Genomic DNA, 20,860 nt, shown 5'->3' with positions numbered 1-20,860 from the left:
ACAATGAATTCACCGTGAATGAGCTGGGCAAAAACGGCATGACCACCGGTCCTGTGAGCGACGCCATGGCCGCTGAGCTCCGCCAGATTGGAGAGACCATGACCGCCGAGTGGCTGGAAACTGCTGGTGACGGCGGCAAGGCCATCGTGGATGCATTCAAGGCAGCACAACAATAAGCTGCTGGAATGACTAAGTTTCTGTCCGGCGGCTTCGTCGGGCAGAACTCACGAAAAGGGGAACGGTGGTGGCTTTATTCAGGGTGTTACGGACCAGTCTCGATGCGATGTACAGATTTGCAGGCTATCTGGCTGCGGTCTTTCTGATACTGATCCTGGTTTTTGTCGCGTTGCAGATGGTGGCCCGCTGGGGTGGCAGCATAATTACGGGCGCACCGGATTTTACCGGCTATTGCATGGCGGCGGCCTCATTTCTCGCGCTGCCCTACGCCCTGAATGGCGGCGCACATATCCGCGTCAGCCTTTTGCTCAATGCCTTGGGGCGATATCGCAAATATGGAGAGTTATGGTGCTGGGTTATTGCCAGTTATCTGACGTTTCTCTTTGCCCGCTACGCGATCAAGATGACCTATGAAAGCTACAGGTTCAACGAAATCAGCCAGGGACAGGATGCCTGGCCGATCTGGATTCCGCAGATTTCGATGACCGTGGGCACGGTCCTTCTGGCCGTTTGTGCTTTCGACAATCTCGTTTCAACACTGTTCACCGGACGGGACAACATCCATTCCGCCGGTTTCAATCCGCACGGGGAGTAAACCATGGAAGAGTTCTACCTCGTTGCGATTTTCCTGTTCGTGCTATTCCTGTTGCTGGGAACGGGCGTCTGGGTCGGGTTGGCCCTTTTCGGCGTTGCATATCTCGGACTTGAAATGTTCACCTCGCGTCCGGCGGGCGACGCAATGCTGACCCGTATCTGGACCGGTTCGTCGAGCTGGACACTGACGGCGCTTCCGCTGTTCATCTGGATGGGAGAAATCCTGTTTCGAAGTCGACTGTCCCAGGACATGTTCCGGGGTCTCAGTCCATGGATGCAGCGCCTTCCGGGCGGTCTGGTTCACGTCAACATCGTCGGCTGTACGATCTTTGCTGCGGTTTCAGGCTCTTCGGCAGCCACTTTGACGACGGTTGGCAAGATGTCCATTCCTGAACTGCGCAAGCGCGGTTACCCGGAATACATGACCATCGGCACTCTTACCGGCGCGGCAACGCTTGGCTTGATGATCCCGCCATCACTGACGCTGATCGTCTATGGCGTGGCAGTCGAGCAATCGATCTCCAAGCTGTTCATGGCCGGCATTCTACCGGGCATCGTGCTGGCCGGCTTGTTCATGGCCTATGTTGCCGGTTGGTCCTTCGTGCGACCAAGCGAAGTGCCTGTCATCTCCAACCGGATGAACTTCCGCGAGAAGCTCAACGAAAGCCGGTTTCTGATCCCGATTATCATCCTGATACTGGTGGTGATCGGGTCCATGTATGGCGGTTGGGCAACAGCGACAGAGGCCGCTTCCATTGGCGTGATCGGTGCATTCGTTCTGGCTGCAGCCCAGGGGTCGCTGACCAAGAAAGCCTTTATCGAGAGCCTTTTGGGAGCGACGCGAACCTCTGCCATGATTGCTCTCATCCTGATGGGCGCAACCGCATTGACGCTCGCAATGGGCTTCACGGGGTTGCCCAGGGCTTTGGCGGAATTCATCGAAAGCATGCAGCTTTCCCGTTTCTCACTGCTGATGGCGCTGATGTTGTTCTACATCGTTTTGGGCATGTTCCTGGACGGTATTTCCTCGGTTGTGCTGACGATGGCCATTGTTCAGCCCATGGTGGAGAGTGCCGGCATCGATCTGATCTGGTTTGGCATCTTCATCGTGATCGTGGTCGAGATGGCACAGATCACACCACCGATCGGCTTTAATCTGTTCGTCATGCAGGGGATCACCAAGCATGAGATGGGCTACATCGCAAAGACGGCTTTACCGCTCTTCATGATCATGGTGGTCATGGTCTTCGTGATGATCTTCTTCCCGGATCTTGCAACCTATCTGCCTGACAGCATGCGCAACGCCAGCGCCAGATGACGCTCGGCCACATTCTCAATTCTCCCGGCAAAGGTGATTGAGAGTGTGGCCGGGCCTACACTTTGTTTTGGCCTTCAAAAGGATCTCGCCATGCCAAATGCCAAGATCATTGCCGCAGTGGATTTGCACCACAGGGACTGGGACGCCTGTGTGGTCAAGGAAGCCATCATGCTGGCGCAAAGTCATGGAGCGCAGATCGAGCTTGTCTTCGTGATCCCGGATCAGCAGAACAGCTATGTGCAGGAATACATCCCCGCCGACATGCGCGACCGCGTTGAAATTGACGCCCGCAAGGACCTTGAAGCCTATGCTGCCGAATTCGACTGGCAGGGTGTTCCATTCACAACCGAAATCCTGCGCGGTGTTGTCTATGAAACGCTGATTGAAAGGGCGGATCAACTGCCGGCCCGCTTTATCGTGATCGGGGCCAACAAACCGAAGGTGAAAGATCTTTTTATCGGACCGAATGCGGCACGTGTCGCTCGCTACGCCTCGTGTTGTGTACTGGTGGTCCGGCCCGAATAACCTGCCGTGACAAGCGCTGAATTACTTCGGAGAGCTTTGTGAGCGACCATAAGATTGAAAGCATCCGGGTTCACCGGATACTGATTCCTGCCAAGGCGGTTCATTCCCATGGCAGTGGGGACGTTGCCGGTATCAACGTGGCAATCCTGGAAATCACGACGGACACCGGTATCACCGGCTGGGGGGAAGCGTCTCCCTGGCCTGTTTTTACCGGAACGTCGGAAGGCTGCGCGGCTGCGCTTCATGTTCATTTGCGACCGCATCTCATCGACCAGGACCCGGTGCAGGTCGAAAAACACATGTCGATGGCCGACAAGGTGATCGTCGGGCATCCAGAGGCAAAGGCGGCGCTCGAAATGGCGCTTCTGGACATCACCGGTCAGATCTGTGGTCTTTCCGTGTGTGAACTGGTCGGCGGCAAGATGCGCGACAGCATGGGCATGAGCTTTTCCGTCGCCAATCCCGATTTTGACGCGGATCTTGAAGATCTGGCCGCCCTGTGGGACGACGGCGTACGTATCTTTAAATTCAAGACCGGATTTGCAGGCCACAAATTCGACCTTATGCGCCTTGAAAAAATGCGCGAGATCTATGGTGACGAAGCCGATATCCGGATCGACTACAATCAAGGTCTTCTCGCCTATGACGCTGTGCGCTGCATTCGTGACCTGGAAACGTTCCGGCCAACCTTTGTCGAACAACCCGTCAAGATGCATGAACGTGAAGTCCTGGCCCATATCACTGACGTGATCGACACGCCGATCATGGCGGATGAAAGCGTGTTCGATCCCAAAGGCGCGCTTTATGGTGCCAGCATCAGGATGGCCGACATTTTCTCGCTCAAGATCATGAAATCCGGTGGCATCCGCCGTGCGCTCGAAGTGGCGGCCATTGCCCGTGCTGCCGGGATTGAGATCTATGGCGGCTGCATGTTCGAGACCGGCCTGGCGCATGCTGCCGGAGCGCATCTGATGGCTGCGGTCCCGGATCTTGTGCTGCAGTGTGAATTCTACATGGCAACTTATTACGCCGAGGACGATATCCTCACAGAGCCGTTCCCTGTGAGGAATGGACGGGTCTTTGTACCTGAAGGGCCGGGGCTCGGTGTCACTGTGGACCCGGATAAACTCGACAGGTATTCCGTGGCGAAGCCACTGTCCTGAAACCGAAATGGGATTTCGGTTCAGGGAACTGCCGGACAGATCCAGAAGGGAACTGTCCGGTGCGACGGTGCTTTAACCGGCTCTAACCTGCTGGATGAAGCTGGTCACCTCGACCTTGAGCCTTTCGGACTGGGTTGAGAGTTCATGAGAAGCGGATGTGACCTGGCTGGCGGCAGCCCCTGCGTCCTGTGCCGCTTCGCTGACGCCGGCAATATTCTGGTTCACATCATTTGTACCGGTCGCCGCTTCCTGGACGCTTCGTGAGATTTCCTGTGTGGTAGCACCCTGTTCCTCCATTGCCGCGGCAATGGCCGTCGCAACGCTGTTGAGATGTGCAATCCCGTCTGAAATTTCCGACATTGAGGCAACCGCGTCTTTCGTGGCGGTCTGGACGTCCTCGATCTGGCGATTGATTTCTTCGGTTGCCTGGCCCGTTTGTCCGGCAAGTTCCTTGACTTCCGAGGCTACCACGGCAAAACCCTTGCCTGCTTCACCCGCACGGGCGGATTCGATTGCTGCATTCAGCGCAAGCAGATTGGTCTGTTCAGCGATATCGGAAATGATCTTCACCACATCGCCAATCTTTTCGGCCTTGTTGGACAGGACCTCGATCTGCTGACTGGTGCAGTGTGCGCTTTCCACCGCATTTTGCGATGCTTGGGACGCCTGCGCCATCTGCTGGCTGATATCACCGATGGATGTTGCCATCTCCTCGGCCGCCGAAGCGACCGTTTGAACATTTGCCGACGCTTGCTCCGACGCTGCTGCAACGGTTGCGGCACGTCCGCTTGCCTGTTCGGAGACATTGACCATGGCTTCTGCCGTCGAGCTCAACTCTACGGACGCTGATGACACCGTTTCGATAATTGAACCGACCTTCAAGTCAAATGCGTCCGCCAGCTGCTGCATGGTCCTGCGCTTTTCGGTTTCTGCCTGTTCGGCGTCCTGAATCTGGCGCTCTTCAAGCTCGGCTTTCTGGATGGCGTTTTCCTTGAACACCTGAACGCATTTGATCATCTCGCCAATTTCATTGGACCGCATTGCCGGAAGTTCGGTTTCAAGATCTCCTTCCGCCAGGCGTGTCATGGATGAAATCAGCTGACGGAAAGACCTGTTGATGGTGCTGATCAGAAGAGCTGCCAATATCGTGGCAGCCAGCACCGCTCCCAGAGCTTGCAGGATCGATTGCCGCTGGTTGGCTTTGGCTTGTGCCTCAAGGTCGGTGAGGTCCTGTATCAGGCTTGCGCTCAACGCATCTTCAATGTTCTTCAAACCATTGATCTTTTGCGTGATCGTCGCAAACCAGGTGTTTGCCGTCAGACCGTCGAAGTTTCCTTCCAGGCCACCAGCCTTGATCACGTCGCGCATGCGCAGGACTTCGTTCGCGGCAGGACTTGCCAGAATTTTGTTGAACAGCGCCGTCTGTGCATCTGTTGCTTCGCTCAGGAACACCCTGTTGTAGGTGTCCTGAACAGAAATGAGCAGTTTGAAGCGGTCCATCAGCTCAGGTGTAAACTCACCGGCTGCCAATCCGCCGGAACCGACTGCACGTTCAATCCCCGCGCGCTCCTTGCCCTGAAGGTAGTTTGCATAGGCAAAAATTCTTCTCGTGACCGTCGGGTCGCTGCTCAGGGAAGACATTGTGCCAATCAGAGATAGGCTTTGTCCGTTAAGGCTGGTGAAATATCCGATCGCGTCCTTCGACTGGATCGACTGTCGATCGATCTTCGCACGCACGTTCTCCATGCTCGCAGCGTTTTGAAGGAGTTGGTTCAGGTCGCTCGAAAACTCGTGGCCGAACTTCGAGGGATCAAATCCGTTCAGGAAGTTTGCAAGCGCCTGGCGATGGCTGTCGGTCAGCGTCCGTTGCTCTGCCAGTTCGCGAACAAAGCGCGTGCCACTGCTACCAAGGTAAACCGCTGTTGCACCACGTTCCTTCTGCTGCTCGTGGACAAGTGCACTCAATTGAACCGAGAGCCTGGCAAGCTGGTTCAGATTGGCGGTCTCCGACGAGATCCGGACTTCGTCCAAGACGTTGCGCCCGGCGAAGAATATTGTGGCAATGATTGGAATGGTGGCGATCAGCACGATCGCATACGAGATTTTCAGATTACGTAGCAGCGACATCGGTGTTTCAACTCGGTTTCAGGAGGAAGCGATATTCCGACTGTTGTTTTGCTTATTCCGAGGAAGGCGAGACACTTATAGAAATCGATGATTAACGAAGGCTGTAACGGTGTTGTAAGTAGTTTAACTTAACGCATTGGTTGCGAGTGTTGGGCTTTCTGCCGACAAATTCTGCTGCAACGGTGCTCGAAGCGCACAATTCTGCGGTATTTGAGGCAAACGAATATGTTCAGATGAGTTCTGGAGAGAATTCCGATCTCGGATACTGCGTCAATGTGTCTGCATTCCGACAGGTTGACCGCCAATCAGTCAATTGTTGCGGAAATTGAAGAACTCGGGAATGCCCGCATCTGCCACAATCGATACTGGAGGATCTGCGACGGTCAAATTCAACGTGACCACAGTGGTCCCGATGAAGCGCAACCGAACGCGGGCGCGCAGTTCTTTTTCTGCCGTTGAGGATTGCTCATGTTCGCTGCCTTCGGCAGTGTTTTAGTGCCGGACAGGACCGAACTCAGCACTCTGGCAGGTTGACCGCCAGGCCGCCAAGAGAGGTTTCCTTGTATTTCTCCCGCATATCCTGACCGGTCTGCCGCATGGTTTCTATGCAATTGTCCAGCGGCATGAAATGGGCACCATCTCCATGAAGAGCCAGCGAAGCGGCTGAAACAGCCTTGATCGCCCCCATGCCGTTACGCTCGATACAGGGCACCTGCACAAGCCCTCTTACGGGATCGCAGGTCATGCCGAGGTGATGTTCCAGCGCGATTTCGGCGGCATTCTCGATTTGCTCGTTGCTGCCGCCAAGAGCGGCACAAAGACCGGCTGCAGCCATGGCGGATGCCGAACCGACTTCTGCCTGACAACCGCATTCTGCCCCGGAAATCGAGGCATTGTGCTTGATCAGGCCACCGATGGCTGCCGCGGTCAGCAGGAACGTATCGATCCCCTCCCGCGAGGCATCGACACAATGGTCGCGATAGTACCGGATAACGGCGGGAACAACACCGGCTGCCCCGTTGGTCGGAGAGGTGACGACCTGGCCACCGGCAGCGTTTTCTTCATTGACCGCCATCGCGTAGACCGACAACCAGTCATTGACCATATGCGGTTGCTGACTATTGGAACCACTCTGGCTCAAAAGGCGTTGATGGATCGCCTTTGCGCGGCGTTTGACGCTCAATCCGCCGGGCAGGGTGCCGTCCTGTGACAGGCCGCGCTCGATGCAGTTGTCCATGACCTTCCAGATGGCGTCGAGCCTTGAGTTCAGAACGTCCTCCCCGAGTACTGATTCCTCGTTGACCCGCTTCATCTGTGCTATCGAGAGACCTGACTTCGTCCCCATTTTCAGCATTTCTGTGGCCGAACCGAACGGAAAGGGGTAGCCGACCGCTTCCTTTTCGTCATGAAGATCTGCGCCTGGAGCGTTTTCAGTGGCGATCAGCTCGGCCTCGGTCATGACGAAACCACCGCCGATGGAGTAGTAGGTGTCTGCCAGAAGAATGGAACCATTTGCGTCAAACGCAGTCAGTTTCATCCCGTTCGCGTGAAGTGGCAGGGCCGGTCCAAAATCAAAGACGAGATCCGAATCCGGGTCGAATTTGACATTGCCACAGGCGGGAACCGTCAGGGTCGATGCCTCGTGCAGTTCCGCCAAGCGTTTTTCTGCCAAATCGGCGTCGACCGCGTCAGGCCGGAACCCCAGCAGTCCCAACATCACCGCCCGATCGGACGCGTGTCCCTTGCCGGTGAATGCGAGCGAACCGTGTAGAGAAGCAGTGATCCTGTCGACGGCGCTCGGTTTGAATTTGCCGTTTTCACCAGTCGACAGCCGATCGAGAAAATCGACCGCGGCGGTCATCGGTCCCATCGTGTGAGACGATGACGGTCCAATGCCGATCTTGAAGATATCAAAGACGCTGAGAAACATGGTTTTGGGCTCTGTAATCACGCGGCGCCATCAGTGGCGCCGCGTTTTGTTTCAGGTCATTCTGCGGCTTCCGCGTAGTCGGACATCGGCGGACAGGTGCAGATCAGATTCCGGTCCCCATAAGCGTTGTCGACCCGGTTGACTGGCGACCAGTATTTGTCGACATCCAATGAACCTGCCGGATAGCAGGCCTGCTCACGGCTGTACGGACGGTTCCATTCGCCGATGAGATCGGCCACGGTGTGCGGCGAATTCTTCAGCGGGTTGTTTTCCGGATCCATCTTGCCGTCGATAATGTCCTGGGCTTCCGCACTTATGGACAACATCGCATCGCAGAACCGGTCGAGCTCGGCTTTCGGCTCGGACTCGGTCGGTTCAACCATTAGCGTTCCGGCGACGGGCCAGGACATGGTTGGTGCGTGGAAGCCGTTGTCGATCAGGCGCTTGGCAATGTCCTCAACGCTAACTCCGGCACTTTCGGCCAGCGGCCGCGTGTCGAGAATGCACTCATGTGCCACCCGTCCGGTTTCGGACGTGTAGAGGATATCGTAGTCCTTCTGCAGACGTGCCGCGATGTAGTTGGCATTCAGGATTGCAACCTTTGTGGCCTGGGTCAGACCCTGGCCACCCATCAGCAGAACATAAGCCCAGCTGACCGGCAGGATTGACGGCGAACCGAACGGTGCAGCCGACACCGGCCCAACCGTTGAGCCGTATTCCGGATGGCCTGGCAGATAAGGCTCCAGATGGGCCTTGACGCCGATCGGACCCATGCCCGGACCGCCGCCGCCATGCGGAATGCAGAAAGTCTTGTGCAGGTTCAGGTGACTGACATCGCCGCCGATCATGCCCGGTTGGACCAGGCCGACCATCGCATTCATGTTCGCGCCATCGATATAGACCTGACCGCCGTGGTCATGAGTGATCTGGCAGACTTCCTGAACCGTCTCCTCAAACACGCCGTGTGTCGAGGGATAGGTAATCATGCAGGCTGCAAGATCTGCGGAATACTGCTCCGCCTTTTCCCGGAAGTCGGCAATGTCGATATTGCCGTGGTCGTCGGATTTGACCGGAACCACCTTGTAACCGACCATCTGTGCGGATGCCGGGTTGGTGCCGTGGGCAGAAGTCGGAATCAGACAGATGTTGCGATGACCCTCACCGCGCGCCCTATGGTAGTTGCGGATGGTCAGAAGACCCGCATATTCACCCTGTGCGCCGGAATTCGGCTGCTGGCTGATAGCGTCGTAGCCGGTGATCTGACAGAGTTTGTCATTCAGATCGGAGATCATCTCGTGATAGCCGGCCGCCTGATCTTCCGGCACGAACGGGTGCAGGTTGGAAAATTCCGGCCATGTGACGGGGATCATTTCGATGGTTGCATTCAGCTTCATCGTGCAGGATCCGAGCGGGATCATGGCCCGATCCAGCGCCAGGTCACGGTCTGCCAGGCGCCGCATGTAACGGGTGATTTCCGCTTCAGCCCGGTTCAGGTGGAAGATCGGATGCGTGAGATACTCGCTTTCACGCAGGGCGTGCTGCGGCAGGCGGTACTCGCGGTTCGCCTCACTGTCATCCACCATGTCGCCGCCAAAGGCGCGCCAGACGGCTTCAATCGTCTCCGGGCGGGTTTGTTCGTCAAGTGAAATACCGACGCGGGTGTCGCCGACTTTGCGAAGGTTGATGCCGTTTTCAACCGCGGCATTCAGGACAACGCCCTGAAGAGCGCCGACTTCGACGGTAATCGTGTCGAAGAAGACGTCGGGCTGGACTTCAAAGCCGAGGGACTCCAGACCTTTTGCCAGCCGGGAGGTTTTGCGGTGAACCGACTGTGCGATTGCCTTGATGCCGTCGGGCCCATGATAGACCGCGTACATGGACGCGATGACGGCCAACAGAGCCTGAGCGGTGCAGACGTTGGAGTTTGCTTTTTCGCGGCGGATATGCTGTTCGCGGGTCTGCAAGGCAAGCCGGTAGGCTTTCTTGCCGCGGCTGTCGACGGATACGCCGATGATCCGGCCCGGCATGCTGCGTTTGAAAGCGTCCTTGCAGGACATGTAAGCGGCGTGTGGGCCACCAAAACCAAGAGGGACGCCAAAGCGCTGGGTCGAGCCAATCGCAATATCGGCACCCATTTCGCCTGGCGATTTCAGGAGCGCCAATGCCAAAGGGTCGGCGGCCACGACAGCCAGTGCCTTGTTTTCGTGAAGCTTGCTGATGATGTCCGTGAAATCACGAACATGACCGTAGGTGCCCGGGTATTGGAAGATCGCACCGAAGACTGTGGCCGGATCCAGGTCATCCGGATTGCCGACGACGACGTCAATACCGAGGGGCTCCGCGCGGGTCTCGATCACCGCGATATTCTGCGGGTGACAGTTTTCATCCACGAAGAAAGTATTGGCCTTGGACTTGGCCGACCGCTTGGCCATGGTCATGGCTTCCGCTGCCGCGGTGGATTCGTCGAGCAGCGACGCGTTGGCAATATCCAGTCCGGTCAGGTCGGAAACCATTGTCTGGAAGTTCAGGAGCGCTTCGAGGCGGCCTTGAGAAATTTCCGGCTGATAGGGCGTGTAAGCGGTGTACCAGGCCGGGTTTTCAAGGATGTTGCGCAGGATAGGAGCCGGCGTCGTGGTGCCGTAGTAACCCTGACCGATCAGGGAGGTCAGGACTTTGTTCTTGTTGGCAACTTCACGCATGTAAAACAGCGCGTCGCGTTCGGACAGACCCGGACCACCCCAATCCAGTGCTTCTTTCTGGCGAATGGACGGTGGAACAGTTGCATCAATCAAGGCATCGAGACTTTCGAAGCCAACGACCTTCAGCATCTCGTCCATTTCAGTTGGAGACGGGCCGATATGCCGGCGATTGGCAAAGTCATAGGCCTGGTAAGTGGTGATTTCAAATGGCATTTCTGCGCTCCTTTAGCCGATAAAGGCCTTGTAGCCGTCTAGATCCATCAAGTCATTAAGCTGGGAGGTGTCGGACAGTTTGATCTTGTACAGCCAGCCGTCGCCTTCCGGGCTTTCGTTCAACTTGGCGGGGTTGTCAGCAAGTGCTTCATTGGCTTCAACGATTTCGCCATCGACCGGTGCGTAGATTTCAGACGCTGCCTTGACCGACTCAACCACGCCGATTTCTTCGCTCTTTTCGAACGTGTCACCGCTGTCTTTCTGCTCGACATAAACGATTTCACCAAGCTGCTCGGCGGCATGAGCGGTAATCCCGAGTGTGGCGGTGTCGCCGTCCACGGTAAGCCACTCGTGTTCTTCGGAATAATACGTGGTCATTGGGTCTCTCCCTGATGAGAACGTCTCCGCCAGATCTCGGCACATGAATTGCGGTTCGGAGACGTGTTATTACGATGAGTTAGTGCGTTTCAGCGATTTAGCGAATGGTGGTCGGCCTAGCGCTTGTAGTTCTGCTGCACGAAAGGCAGCGAAACGATTCCGGCAGGTTGCGCCTTGCCACGAACGATCAGATTGACCTTGGTCCCCGGTTCCGCATCGGCGGTAGCGACGTATCCCAAAGCGACAGGACCGCCAACGGTCGGACCGAAACCGCCGGATGTGATTGCACCGATGCTTTCGCCGCCGGTGTTCTGCACTTCTACGCCTTGACGTGCCGGGGCGCGTCCTTCCGGTTTGATGCCCACGAGTTTGCGCGAGGTGCCGTCAGCAATATCACGCTGGATGCGCGCAGCGCCCGGGAAACCGCCTTCTTCACGGCGACGTTTCTGGATCGCCCAGATCAGAGACGCTTCAATCGGTGACGTGTCATTGTCGATGTCGTTGCCATAAAGGCAGAGCCCGGCTTCAAGCCGCAGGGAATCGCGTGCGCCGAGACCGGCCGGTTCGCAGTTCTCGTCCGCCAGGAATGCCCGGGCGATTTCAACGGCCTTGTCTTCCGGGATCGAGATCTCGTAACCGTCTTCACCGGTGTAACCGAGGCGCGAAATCCGGCATTCAACGCCATTGATCTCGCCGACAATGGTCTCCATGAATTTCAGTTCGCGGGCGGCAGGACAAAGGGTGCCGACCACGTCTTCAGCTTTCGGCCCCTGGACGGCGACCAGGGCGCGATCGAAGATCTCTGTCACCTCAACGCCGTCGAGATGCCTGGCCATATGCGGAATATCCTGATGGCGCATGGATGCGTTGACAACGACGAAGAAATGGTCGCCGGCATTGGAGACGATCAGGTCGTCCATAATGCCGCCGTCGTCATTGGTGAAGAAAGAGTATCGGGCCTTGCCTTCCTTCAGCGCGGTGAAGGCCTGCGGGCAGATGGTTTCGAGTTTTTCGGCGACATTGTCGCCCTTCAGGATCACCTGCCCCATGTGGCTGACGTCAAACAGGGCCGCCTTTTCGCGACACTGCTTGTGTTCCCCCATGATGCCCATGGGATACTGCACGGGCATCTCCCAGCCGGCAAAGTCGACCATTTTTCCACCGAGCTCGACATGCAGATCATAAAGAGGGGTGCGTTTGGGGGCGTCAGCCATGTTCCCGGTCCTTTCTTTCACAATATTTTGGCGTCAGTTACGCACGACCATGACCGTACAATGCGCGTTGCGCACCACACGGGCAAGATTGGGGCCGATTTCATAATTCGGGAAATCGCCTTCGGCGGAAGCCATCACGATGAGGTCGACGCCTTCCTTGTGCGCGAATTTGAGGAGTTCGCGATAGACACTGCCCTCTTCGATATGGACAGGCACGTCCGCCGCATTGTTGGCGGAAAGGATCGCGGCAATCTTGTCCCGTACGAAATCCTTGGCGCCGGATCCATAACCGGCCGGCAGGTTGGGCAGCTGAATGATCTCTGGGATGACGGAAATGGCGTGTAGTTCGGCACCGTAGAACTTTGCCTGTTCCAGGGCCGTTGGCAGGGCCTTTTTCCACGAATTTTCATCCGTATGATCAATCGGCAAAAGAATTTTTGTGAACATCAGTCATCTCCGGAAACTGGGATGTCGGAAAGGGAGGGCCGTATGTCGGCCCTCCCGACTTTCACTTATTCGGCAGGGCGGGACTCGCCTTCTTCCGTCGCACCGTTGGAAGCGAAGAACTCCCTGGTGAGCTTGAAGACAATCGGGCTGAGAAGCGCCAGGGCAATCAGGTTCGGAATTGCCATCATCGCATTCAGTGTGTCAGCCAGCAGCCAGATAAAGCCGAGATCCGCGGTTGCTCCGAAATAGATCATCACGATCCACAGGATCCGATATGGCATCAATGCACGGTAGCCGAAGAAGAAGCCGACGCATTTCTCACCGTAGAACGACCAGCCGAGAATTGTGGTGAAGGCAAAGATCGAAAGAGAAATCGCGATCAGATAGCCCCCGACGCCTGGCAGGGAAGTCTCGAATGCCAGCGACGTCAGACCCGCGCCGGATTCACCGCTTGTCCAGGCACCGGAGGCAATGATTGCCAGACCGGTGATCGAGCAGACGATGATCGTATCGATGAACGTGCCGAGCATGGCGACGAGACCCTGGTTGACCGGGCCCTTGGTCGAGGCTGCTGCGTGGGCAATCGGCGCCGAACCGAGACCTGCCTCATTCGAGAAAACGCCGCGGGCAACACCAAAGCGGATTGCTGCCCAAACTGCCGCACCTGCAAACCCGCCTTGTGCCGCATGCGGTGTGAAGGCGTAGGTAAAGACGAGTTCCAGCGTTTCGACGATTGCACCGGCATGGATAAGCAGAACAAGCAGACCCGCAATGATGTAGCTGATGGCCATGAAGGGGACGAGTTTACCGGCAACAGCACCGATACGGGTGATCCCACCCAGGATAACGGCTGCAGTAAGCACCATCAGGACAACACCGGTAACGGACCTGTTGAGTTCGAAATTGGCTTCCAGCACATGCGCCACGCCATTGGCCTGTACGCCGTTGCCGATCCCGAAGGCGGCAATTGCGCCGAACAGGGCAAAGGCCCAACCCAGCCAGTGCCAATGCGAAGCCAGACCGTTCTTGATGTAATACATCGGACCGCCGACAAAGTTTCCAAGTTCATCGGTCTCGCGGTATTTCACGGCCAGTACGGCTTCCGCATATTTGGTTGCCATGCCGACCAGGGCGGTCATCCACATCCAGAACAGGGCACCCGGTCCGCCAAGAAAAATCGCTGTCGCCACGCCGGCGATGTTCCCGGTGCCGATGGTCGCCGAGAGCGATGTCATCAATGCATTGAACGGGCTGATCTGGCCCTCACCCTGGTTCGAGCGTCCCTTGAACAATAGGCTGAAGCCTGTTCCAAGGCGCAGGATCGGCATGAATTTCAGACCGACTTGCAGGAAGAAGCCAACGCCGAGAATGAGAACCAGCATGAGCGGTCCCCAAACAACGCCATTTATGGCCCCTACGATATTGTCTAACGCTTCCATGGTTTTCCTCCCAATGCGTTCAGTTTCAAGCTCCGGAAGTCTTCACACAGCAGCGCGACGTCCTTGGAGCGGCGAATTCTTCAGTCCCGGGATTTGGCTCAAGTGCGACGGGGACTGAAGAAAAGTTGTGATTCCATGCTTCTCAAGCGTGGATTGCGCGGCCGAGCGCGTCAAGACATGCTTCCTTGACCGCCTCGCCCATGGCAGGGTGCGCATGGCAGGTTCGGGCAATGTCTTCCACGGTCGCATTCCGGGTCATGGCCAGCACCAACTCGGCGATCAGGTCGCCGCCATGTGCGCCGCAGATATGGGCGCCGAGCAACTTGCCATCGGGACTGGCCAGAACCTTGACCGCACCGTCTGTTTCGCCGGTGGATCGAGCGCGGCTGTTGGCCATGAAATTGAATTTGCCGCTGATATATTCGGTGCCGCTGGTTTTCAGATCTTCTTCGGTCACGCCGACGGAAGCCACCTCCGGGTCGGTGTAAACAACGCCCGGGACAGTATTGTAATCGACGTGGCCATGCTCACCTGCAAGCGTTTCAACGCAGGCGACACCATCTTCCTCGGCCTTGTGCGCCAGCATTGGACCGGGGACGCAATCGCCGATGGCGAATATGCCTGGAACGGATGTCTCGAAAGTTTCATTCACTTCGATGAAACCGCGATTGTTGACCGCGACGCCGAGGGTTTCGAGCCCCAATCCGCGGGTGACGGGACGGCGACCGATGGCGACCAGCACCTTGTCGGCCTCCAGGCTTTCGGACACATCCTTGCCGAGCCGTTCCAGCGACAAGGTCAGTCCGCCCGGTGTTTTCTCAATCCCGGTCACCTTCCGTCCAAGTTGAAACTTCAGACCGCGCTTCGACAGCGCGCGTTGCGCCAGTTTGGCGATCTCGCCGTCAATTCCCGGAAGAATGCGGTCGAGGAATTCGACAACGGTTACTTTTGCGCCGAGGCGTGACCAGACCTGACCCAGCTCGAGACCGATGACACCTGCCCCGATCACCACGAGATGTTCAGGTACTTCCGCAAGTGCCAGGGCCCCGGTGCTGCTCAGGATGTCGGCTTCGTCAATCTCAACGCCTGGAAGCGGTGTGGGTTCGGATCCGGTGGCAACAAGAATGTTCTTTGCAGAAAGCGTGATTTCGCTTTCGCCTGTTGCCACCTGAACCTGGCCGGGCGCGGGGATCGAGGCCCAGCCTTCGATATGTTCGACGCCGTTTTTCTTGAACAGAAATGCAATACCCTTGGTCAGGTCTCCGACGATCTTGTCTTTCCGGCCCATCATGGCGCCAAGATCAAGTGTCGTTCCATCAACGCCGATGCCGTGGGCTGAAAGATGAGACAATTCCGCGAACTTCGCAGAGGACGTCAGCAGCGCCTTGGACGGAATGCAGCCGACATTGAGACAGGTCCCGCCGAGTGCTCCGCGTCCTTCGACGCAGGCGACGTTCAACCCGAGCTGCGCTGCGCGGATGGCGGCAACATATCCACCCGGCCCACCGCCAATGACGACAAGATCAAAGCTTTGCATCAGGATCGCCTCAGTGTTTGTCGTAGATCGGGAAGCGTTTGCAGAGGTCTGAAACCTGCGCGCGCGTTGCCGCTTCAATGGCTGCATCCCCGTCCGGATTATCCGCCAGTGCATCCAGCACGTCGCTGATCAGATGGCCGATCTTGCTGAATTCTTCCGGTCCGAATCCGCGTGAGCAGCCTGCTGCCGTTCCCAGACGGACACCGCTGGTGATCGTCGGTTTTTCGGGGTCGTTCGGAACGCCGTTCTTGTTGCAGGTGATGCCTGCGCGTTCCAGAGCGGCTTCTGCCGCGTTACCTTTCACACCCTTGGGGCGCAGATCGACCAGCATCAGATGATTGTCGGTACCGCCGGAAACTATGGCGCATCCCCGTGCAATCATGACATCGGACAGCGCTCTGGCACTGTCGACGACCCGCTGGCAATAGTCCTTGAAATCCGGCTTGAGCGCCTCGCCGAAGGCAACAGCCTTGGCAGCAATGACATGCATGAGCGGCCCGCCCTGCAATCCGGGGAACACTGCGGAGTTGATTTTCTTCGCAATCGCTTCGTCATTGGTGAGGATAACGCCGCCACGGGGACCGCGCAGGGTCTTGTGCGTGGTTGAAGTCACGACATGGGCATGGGGCATCGGCGAGGGGTGCAAGCCCGTCGCGACCAATCCCGCGATATGGGCCATGTCAACCAGAAGCCAGGCGCCGACCTCGTCAGCGATCTCGCGGAACTTCTTGAAGTCGATGATGCGTGAATAGGCTGACGCACCGGCAATGATCAGTTGTGGTTTTTCTGCTCTGGCGAGTTCTGCCACCTGATCGTAGTCGATGAGGCCTTCAGGGGTCAGACCGTACTGGATCGGACGAAACCACTTGCCGGACTGCGCGGGTTTCGCACCGTGCGTCAGATGACCGCCGGCATCAAGCGACATGCCCAGAATGGTATCGCCTGGCTTCAGAAGCGCCAGCTTCACGGCGCCATTTGCCTGAGCGCCGGAATGGGGCTGGACATTAGCAAATTCGGCACCGAAGAGTTTCTTCAGTCGCTCAATGGCCTCTGCCTCGACTTCATCGACATACTCGCAGCCGCCATAATAACGGCGTCCGGGATAGCCTTCGGCATATTTGTTCGTCAGGACGGAACCCTGTGCTTGCAGCACGGCCTTCGAAACGATGTTTTCCGAAGCGATCAACTCGATCTGATCAGCCTGACGGTTTGCCTCACGGTCTATCGATTGTGCGATGACCGGGTCTGCAACATCCAGATTGGTGCGAAACATCTTATCCTCCGCATGATTTCCGAAACGCCACCCATTCCCCCTGAGGTGCCTAATGTTTCTTATAGGAAACTTTTCTAGTTTTGGCAACAAATGTTTTAAATCGAGAAATTTGACCGAATTTCGAGAATGTGCGAATTAAAGTGGAACTGTTGAAAGGCGTATGATGGAACCTGTTTCTCAGAACAAAGATGAAGAGATCACCGAGGCAACGGATCCCGATCACCTGGGAAAAATGATACGGGAAGCGCGCCTTCAGAAAGGTTGGACGCTGGAGGAAGCCGGCAAGGCGGCAGGAATCGGCCGGTCGACCCTGTCCAAGATCGAAAACAATCAAACGCGTCCCAGTTTCGATATCGTTCGCCGCCTGACAAAGGCTCTCGAACTGAAAACGCCGCAACTCTTCGTTCAATCAGGCCCGAGTGATATTTCAGGTCGGCGTGACGTCACTTTTGCAGGTCAGGGTGAGCCGCAAGACACGGCAACATACAGCCACGAGCTTTTGTGCACCGAGCTGACCAGCAAGCGGATGTTTCCCTATATTAGCACGATCAAGGCCAGGGATGTTTCCGAATTCGAGGCGTGGATCCGCCATCGTGGTGAGGAATTCATGTATGTGATCAGCGGAGAACTGACCCTGTTTACCGAGCATTACCGGCCACTTGCTCTCAAGGCCGGCGACTCCGTCTACTATGACAGCGGCATGGGCCATGGTTGCGTTTCCACCAGTAAGGAAAATGCAAAGGTACTGTGGGTGTCACTGGAATAATGCGCCGGTTTGAGCGGTGCGCAAGCTCGATTGCGCACCGTGTTTCCATTAGGAAACATCACTTTCTGTTGTGAAATATGAACCCGATGAAGTTCAAAAGCAGCTGTGCCGCCAGGATCTGGGTGCTCTGGCTTGGGTCATAGTCCGGAGCCACTTCAACAAGATCGATGCCGACCACATTTCCGCGTTTGGACAGGCCCTGCAGAATTTCCAGAACATCGTAATACTGGAAGCCGCCATGGCTGGGCGTACCTGTGCCGGGGGCGATCGACGGGCAAAAGGCGTCAATGTCAATCGTGACGTAGTAGCGTGCTCCTTCCGGAATGCGGGCAAGCACCGCCTCGGGTCCGAGCTTTCGAACCTGTCTCACCGAAAGAATGTCTGATCCGCGCTCGCGGGCATCCGCGTAGCCTTCTCTGGCCGTGGACGACACGTTCCGTATGCCGAGTTGGGTCATGCCCGAGACGTAGTCTTTTTCGATTGCCCGGCGCATGGGATTGCCATGTCCCACCGTGACGCCGTGGCGTTCGTCGACAAAATCCAGATGGGCGTCGATCTGAATGACGTGGATCGGACCGTTCTTCCTGCAATCCTCGGCGAAGGCGTTGATGCATGGAATGTTGACGGAGTGATCGCCGCCAATGGTCACCGGCAGGGCGCCGGCGTCGAGGATCTTCTTGACGCCATATTCGATATTGGCGTGGCTTTCTTCTGTTTTGGTGTGAATGATATCGGCATCGCCGATATCGACAATCCGTACATCCGCACCCAGGTAAGTGGCATCGTCTTCGTGGTCGTAGGCACCGGCGTGTCCGAAGCTGAACAGCGTTGACGCTTCACGCACCGAGCGGGGGCCGAAACGCGCGCCGGAACGGAACTGGCAGCCGAAATCAAACGGGGCTCCAAGGATCGCGACATCGGCGTCGATCTGGTCCCAGTCGGCGACATAGTCTTTCTTGCCGAAGGTTGCGATGCCGACGAAGGGCAAGTTCAAGCGACCCGATTCATAACCATGTCCTGACATGGGTTTCTCCGTATTGGTTATCGATAGGCCAGTTCCGGAAGGAACAGGGCAATTTGCGGAAACGCGACCAGAAGGCCGGTAACGACCAGAAGGATGATAAGGAAAGGCGGCACGCCGCGCACCACATCAACGAACGGACGGCGAAACACGGCAATCGCGGTGAAGAGATTGCAGCCGAATGGTGGTGTAGCTGCTCCGATGGCCACCTGCAGTGTGATCAGCACGCCAACCAAAACCGGATCGAGGCCTGTGGCCTTGATCATGGGTGCAAAGATCGGCACTAGGATCAGGATCACCACGATGGAATCGACGAACATGCAACCGACAAAGAAGGCAATGTTGATTGCCAGCAGAACCATCAGGGGTCCGGCATCGCTCAAACCGAGCGCAGCGATGATCGTTTGCGGAACCTGAGCAAAGGACAGCGTCCAGGAGAACGCGGCACCCGCGGCGATCAGGATAAACACCACCGACGTGATGGCACCGGTCGAGAGTGCGATATCAGGCAGGTCGCGCAGCCGTATCGAACGAAAGACGAGTGCCTCCAGGACAACCGCATAGAGAACGCAAATGGCAGCCGCTTCCGTCGGCGAGAACACGCCGCCATAGATGCCGCCGACGATGATCAACGGGAAACCCATGGGCCAAACGGCACGGCGCATTGAGATAAAGCGTCCTCCCCAATCCGTTTTTGGCAGCACCGGAATGTCGTGCCGGATCGCGTACCACATGCAATAGGCGGAAAAGAGCGCGACGATCAAAAGGCCAGGCACGATCCCGGCGATAAACAATTGGGAGATCGAGGTTCCCGAGACCACGCCATATATGATCATGCCGATTGATGGCGGGATCAGATAGGCAAGATCGGCGGCATTGACGATCAGGCCGATTGCGAAACTGTCATTGTAGCCGGACTTCAACATCCGCGGACGCATAGCCCCGCCAATGGCGACAACGGTTGCCTGTGTCGAACCACAGACAGCACCGAACAGTGCGCAGGCGCTGGTGACCGATATCGCCAACCCGCCCTTGATATGCCCCATAAAGCTCATGACGACGTCGATAAGGCGGTTCGCGGAATGTCCTCGCGTGATGATATCGGCGGCCAGGATAAACATTGGCACGGCGATGAGTGCCGCTGGTTTGACACCGCCAATCATCTGCTGGATCAGGATCTGCAGGTTCATCTCCGGAAAATAAACCAGGAAGCCCAGCACGGCGGCCGAAATCAGCGGCATCTTCATCGGAAACCCTGCCAGAAGCAGAACGACCATAACTATAAGCATGAGTTCGGTCATGACTTGATCTCCTCGTTCTGCTGGTCCGCGTATCGGCTGATCGCGGCAGCAGTTTCCGGGTCCTCGTAGCTGTCCACCTCGACATACGAGACGTAAACCTCGTCCTCGCCGAGATTGAGATTGCGGATCGCCGTCAGAAAATACTGCAGGGATGTCAGCGCGAGGCCGACCACTACCCAGATGTATGTGAGATAGATCGGGATCTGCAGGGCAGGCGTCACACGACCGCGGCGGGCAACCTTGGCGACGTATTCGAAGGCATACCACGCCAGTACGGCCATCATGATTGCCGTCGTAAGGGCAATAACAATCATGAGAATCTTGCGTGTTTTTTGCGGCAGCGTGTCATAGATCGCGGACATTCGGATATGGATGCCCTTACGAGTGGCATAGCCCAGTCCCATAAACGTCACGATGACGATCAGGAATTCGTTGAGTTCCTCGGAAAAATAGATCGACTGATGAAAGACGTAGCGGCCGAGCACGTTGGCAATCGTGTTCACTGCCATCAGGATGATGCCCCAGCTCAGGATATGCACTTCGATTTTGCCGATAACGGCATCTATCTTGCCGAGAACGCTGAACGGCGCGGGTTTGCGTTCCTGCATTTTCCCCTCCCGGTGTTGGGTCCCCCGCGCAATGCAGCGCAGGGGACGGTTTGACCGACTAGGCTTATTGGGAGGCTTGGATTTCAGCCTGCAGAGCGTCCAGCAGCTCCTGGCCACGTGCACCTGCCGT

Annotated in this window: 17 protein-coding genes; 5 read left to right on the top strand and 12 right to left on the bottom strand. The window is 56.8% G+C overall.

Going from position 1 to position 20,860, the window contains the following annotated elements; genetic code table 11:
- Positions 1-244 precede the first annotated feature (244 nt).
- From K5905_RS06245 to K5905_RS06230, 4 genes are all read left to right on the top strand, one after another.
- A complete protein-coding gene (locus K5905_RS06245; protein ID WP_297581470.1) occupies positions 245-772 on the top strand; it encodes a TRAP transporter small permease in 528 nt (175 codons plus the stop codon).
- Positions 773-775: 3 nt separating this feature from the next.
- Positions 776-2,089: a TRAP transporter large permease subunit gene (locus K5905_RS06240; RefSeq protein WP_297581468.1), complete on the top strand. Its 1,314-nt coding sequence runs from the start codon at positions 776-778 to the stop codon at positions 2,087-2,089.
- Between the two features lie 90 nt (positions 2,090-2,179).
- On the top strand, positions 2,180-2,614 hold the full coding sequence (locus K5905_RS06235; RefSeq protein WP_297581466.1) for a universal stress protein: 435 nt from the start codon (positions 2,180-2,182) through the stop codon (positions 2,612-2,614).
- 38 nt (positions 2,615-2,652) lie between these two features.
- A complete protein-coding gene (locus K5905_RS06230) occupies positions 2,653-3,777 on the top strand; it encodes an enolase C-terminal domain-like protein (RefSeq protein ID WP_297581464.1) in 1,125 nt (374 codons plus the stop codon).
- Positions 3,778-3,849: 72 nt separating this feature from the next.
- Here the strand turns inward: K5905_RS06230 and K5905_RS06225 are convergent, their stop codons facing one another.
- The 9 genes from K5905_RS06225 to glyA form a co-directional block, all read right to left on the bottom strand.
- On the bottom strand, positions 3,850-5,904 hold the full coding sequence (locus K5905_RS06225; protein WP_297581462.1) for a nitrate- and nitrite sensing domain-containing protein: 2,055 nt from the start codon (positions 5,902-5,904) through the stop codon (positions 3,850-3,852).
- Positions 5,905-6,418: 514 nt separating this feature from the next.
- Positions 6,419-7,834: an L-serine ammonia-lyase gene (locus K5905_RS06220; protein WP_297581459.1), complete on the bottom strand. Its 1,416-nt coding sequence runs from the start codon at positions 7,832-7,834 to the stop codon at positions 6,419-6,421.
- 56 nt (positions 7,835-7,890) lie between these two features.
- A complete protein-coding gene (gcvP, locus tag K5905_RS06215) occupies positions 7,891-10,746 on the bottom strand; it encodes an aminomethyl-transferring glycine dehydrogenase (protein ID WP_297581456.1) in 2,856 nt (951 codons plus the stop codon).
- 12 nt (positions 10,747-10,758) lie between these two features.
- Complete coding sequence (gene gcvH / locus K5905_RS06210) at positions 10,759-11,124, bottom strand: glycine cleavage system protein GcvH (RefSeq protein WP_297581453.1); 366 nt, start codon at positions 11,122-11,124, stop codon at positions 10,759-10,761.
- A 116-nt stretch (positions 11,125-11,240) separates the two neighbouring features.
- Positions 11,241-12,338, bottom strand: coding sequence for a glycine cleavage system aminomethyltransferase GcvT (gcvT, locus tag K5905_RS06205; RefSeq protein WP_297581450.1), 1,098 nt, complete (start codon positions 12,336-12,338; stop codon positions 11,241-11,243).
- A gap of 33 nt (positions 12,339-12,371) precedes the next feature.
- On the bottom strand, positions 12,372-12,785 hold the full coding sequence (locus K5905_RS06200; RefSeq protein ID WP_297581447.1) for a universal stress protein: 414 nt from the start codon (positions 12,783-12,785) through the stop codon (positions 12,372-12,374).
- Positions 12,786-12,850: 65 nt separating this feature from the next.
- A complete protein-coding gene (locus tag K5905_RS06195; RefSeq protein ID WP_297581444.1) occupies positions 12,851-14,224 on the bottom strand; it encodes a sodium:alanine symporter family protein in 1,374 nt (457 codons plus the stop codon).
- Between the two features lie 142 nt (positions 14,225-14,366).
- A complete protein-coding gene (gene lpdA / locus K5905_RS06190) occupies positions 14,367-15,761 on the bottom strand; it encodes a dihydrolipoyl dehydrogenase (RefSeq protein ID WP_297581441.1) in 1,395 nt (464 codons plus the stop codon).
- 10 nt (positions 15,762-15,771) lie between these two features.
- Complete coding sequence (glyA, locus tag K5905_RS06185) at positions 15,772-17,034, bottom strand: serine hydroxymethyltransferase (protein WP_297581438.1); 1,263 nt, start codon at positions 17,032-17,034, stop codon at positions 15,772-15,774.
- 163 nt (positions 17,035-17,197) lie between these two features.
- Here glyA and K5905_RS06180 point away from each other — a divergent pair, with 163 nt between their 5' ends.
- A complete protein-coding gene (locus tag K5905_RS06180) occupies positions 17,198-17,800 on the top strand; it encodes an XRE family transcriptional regulator (RefSeq protein WP_297581435.1) in 603 nt (200 codons plus the stop codon).
- Between the two features lie 58 nt (positions 17,801-17,858).
- Here K5905_RS06180 and speB read toward each other — a convergent pair whose 3' ends face one another.
- From speB to K5905_RS06165, 3 genes are read right to left on the bottom strand one after another with little or no spacing between them, the layout of a single operon-like run.
- Positions 17,859-18,824: an agmatinase gene (gene speB / locus K5905_RS06175; protein WP_297581432.1), complete on the bottom strand. Its 966-nt coding sequence runs from the start codon at positions 18,822-18,824 to the stop codon at positions 17,859-17,861.
- A gap of 17 nt (positions 18,825-18,841) precedes the next feature.
- Complete coding sequence (locus K5905_RS06170) at positions 18,842-20,122, bottom strand: TRAP transporter large permease (RefSeq protein ID WP_297581429.1); 1,281 nt, start codon at positions 20,120-20,122, stop codon at positions 18,842-18,844.
- Positions 20,119-20,730, bottom strand: coding sequence for a TRAP transporter small permease (locus K5905_RS06165; RefSeq protein ID WP_297581426.1), 612 nt, complete (start codon positions 20,728-20,730; stop codon positions 20,119-20,121). The genes K5905_RS06170 and K5905_RS06165 overlap by 4 nt, the downstream gene beginning before the upstream one ends.
- Positions 20,731-20,860 lie beyond the last annotated feature (130 nt).

It is taken from the genome of Roseibium sp., assembly GCF_025698965.1.
In the GTDB taxonomy this organism is placed as follows: Bacteria; Pseudomonadota; Alphaproteobacteria; order Rhizobiales; family Stappiaceae; genus Roseibium.
This window is presented reverse-complemented; position numbering and strand designations above follow the sequence as displayed.

Coding starts and splice junctions, on each gene's coding strand:
- glyA (WP_297581438.1), bottom strand. CDS start 17,034: ATGTTTCGCACCAATCTGGATGTTGCAGACCCGGTCATCGCACAATCG.
- K5905_RS06235 (WP_297581466.1), top strand. CDS start 2,180: ATGCCAAATGCCAAGATCATTGCCGCAGTGGATTTGCACCACAGGGAC.
- gcvH (WP_297581453.1), bottom strand. CDS start 11,124: ATGACCACGTATTATTCCGAAGAACACGAGTGGCTTACCGTGGACGGC.
- speB (WP_297581432.1), bottom strand. CDS start 18,824: ATGTCAGGACATGGTTATGAATCGGGTCGCTTGAACTTGCCCTTCGTC.
- K5905_RS06195 (WP_297581444.1), bottom strand. CDS start 14,224: ATGGAAGCGTTAGACAATATCGTAGGGGCCATAAATGGCGTTGTTTGG.
- gcvT (WP_297581450.1), bottom strand. CDS start 12,338: ATGGCTGACGCCCCCAAACGCACCCCTCTTTATGATCTGCATGTCGAG.
- K5905_RS06170 (WP_297581429.1), bottom strand. CDS start 20,122: ATGACCGAACTCATGCTTATAGTTATGGTCGTTCTGCTTCTGGCAGGG.
- K5905_RS06225 (WP_297581462.1), bottom strand. CDS start 5,904: ATGTCGCTGCTACGTAATCTGAAAATCTCGTATGCGATCGTGCTGATC.
- K5905_RS06165 (WP_297581426.1), bottom strand. CDS start 20,730: ATGCAGGAACGCAAACCCGCGCCGTTCAGCGTTCTCGGCAAGATAGAT.
- K5905_RS06240 (WP_297581468.1), top strand. CDS start 776: ATGGAAGAGTTCTACCTCGTTGCGATTTTCCTGTTCGTGCTATTCCTG.
- lpdA (WP_297581441.1), bottom strand. CDS start 15,761: ATGCAAAGCTTTGATCTTGTCGTCATTGGCGGTGGGCCGGGTGGATAT.
- K5905_RS06200 (WP_297581447.1), bottom strand. CDS start 12,785: ATGTTCACAAAAATTCTTTTGCCGATTGATCATACGGATGAAAATTCG.
- gcvP (WP_297581456.1), bottom strand. CDS start 10,746: ATGCCATTTGAAATCACCACTTACCAGGCCTATGACTTTGCCAATCGC.
- K5905_RS06180 (WP_297581435.1), top strand. CDS start 17,198: ATGGAACCTGTTTCTCAGAACAAAGATGAAGAGATCACCGAGGCAACG.
- K5905_RS06220 (WP_297581459.1), bottom strand. CDS start 7,834: ATGTTTCTCAGCGTCTTTGATATCTTCAAGATCGGCATTGGACCGTCA.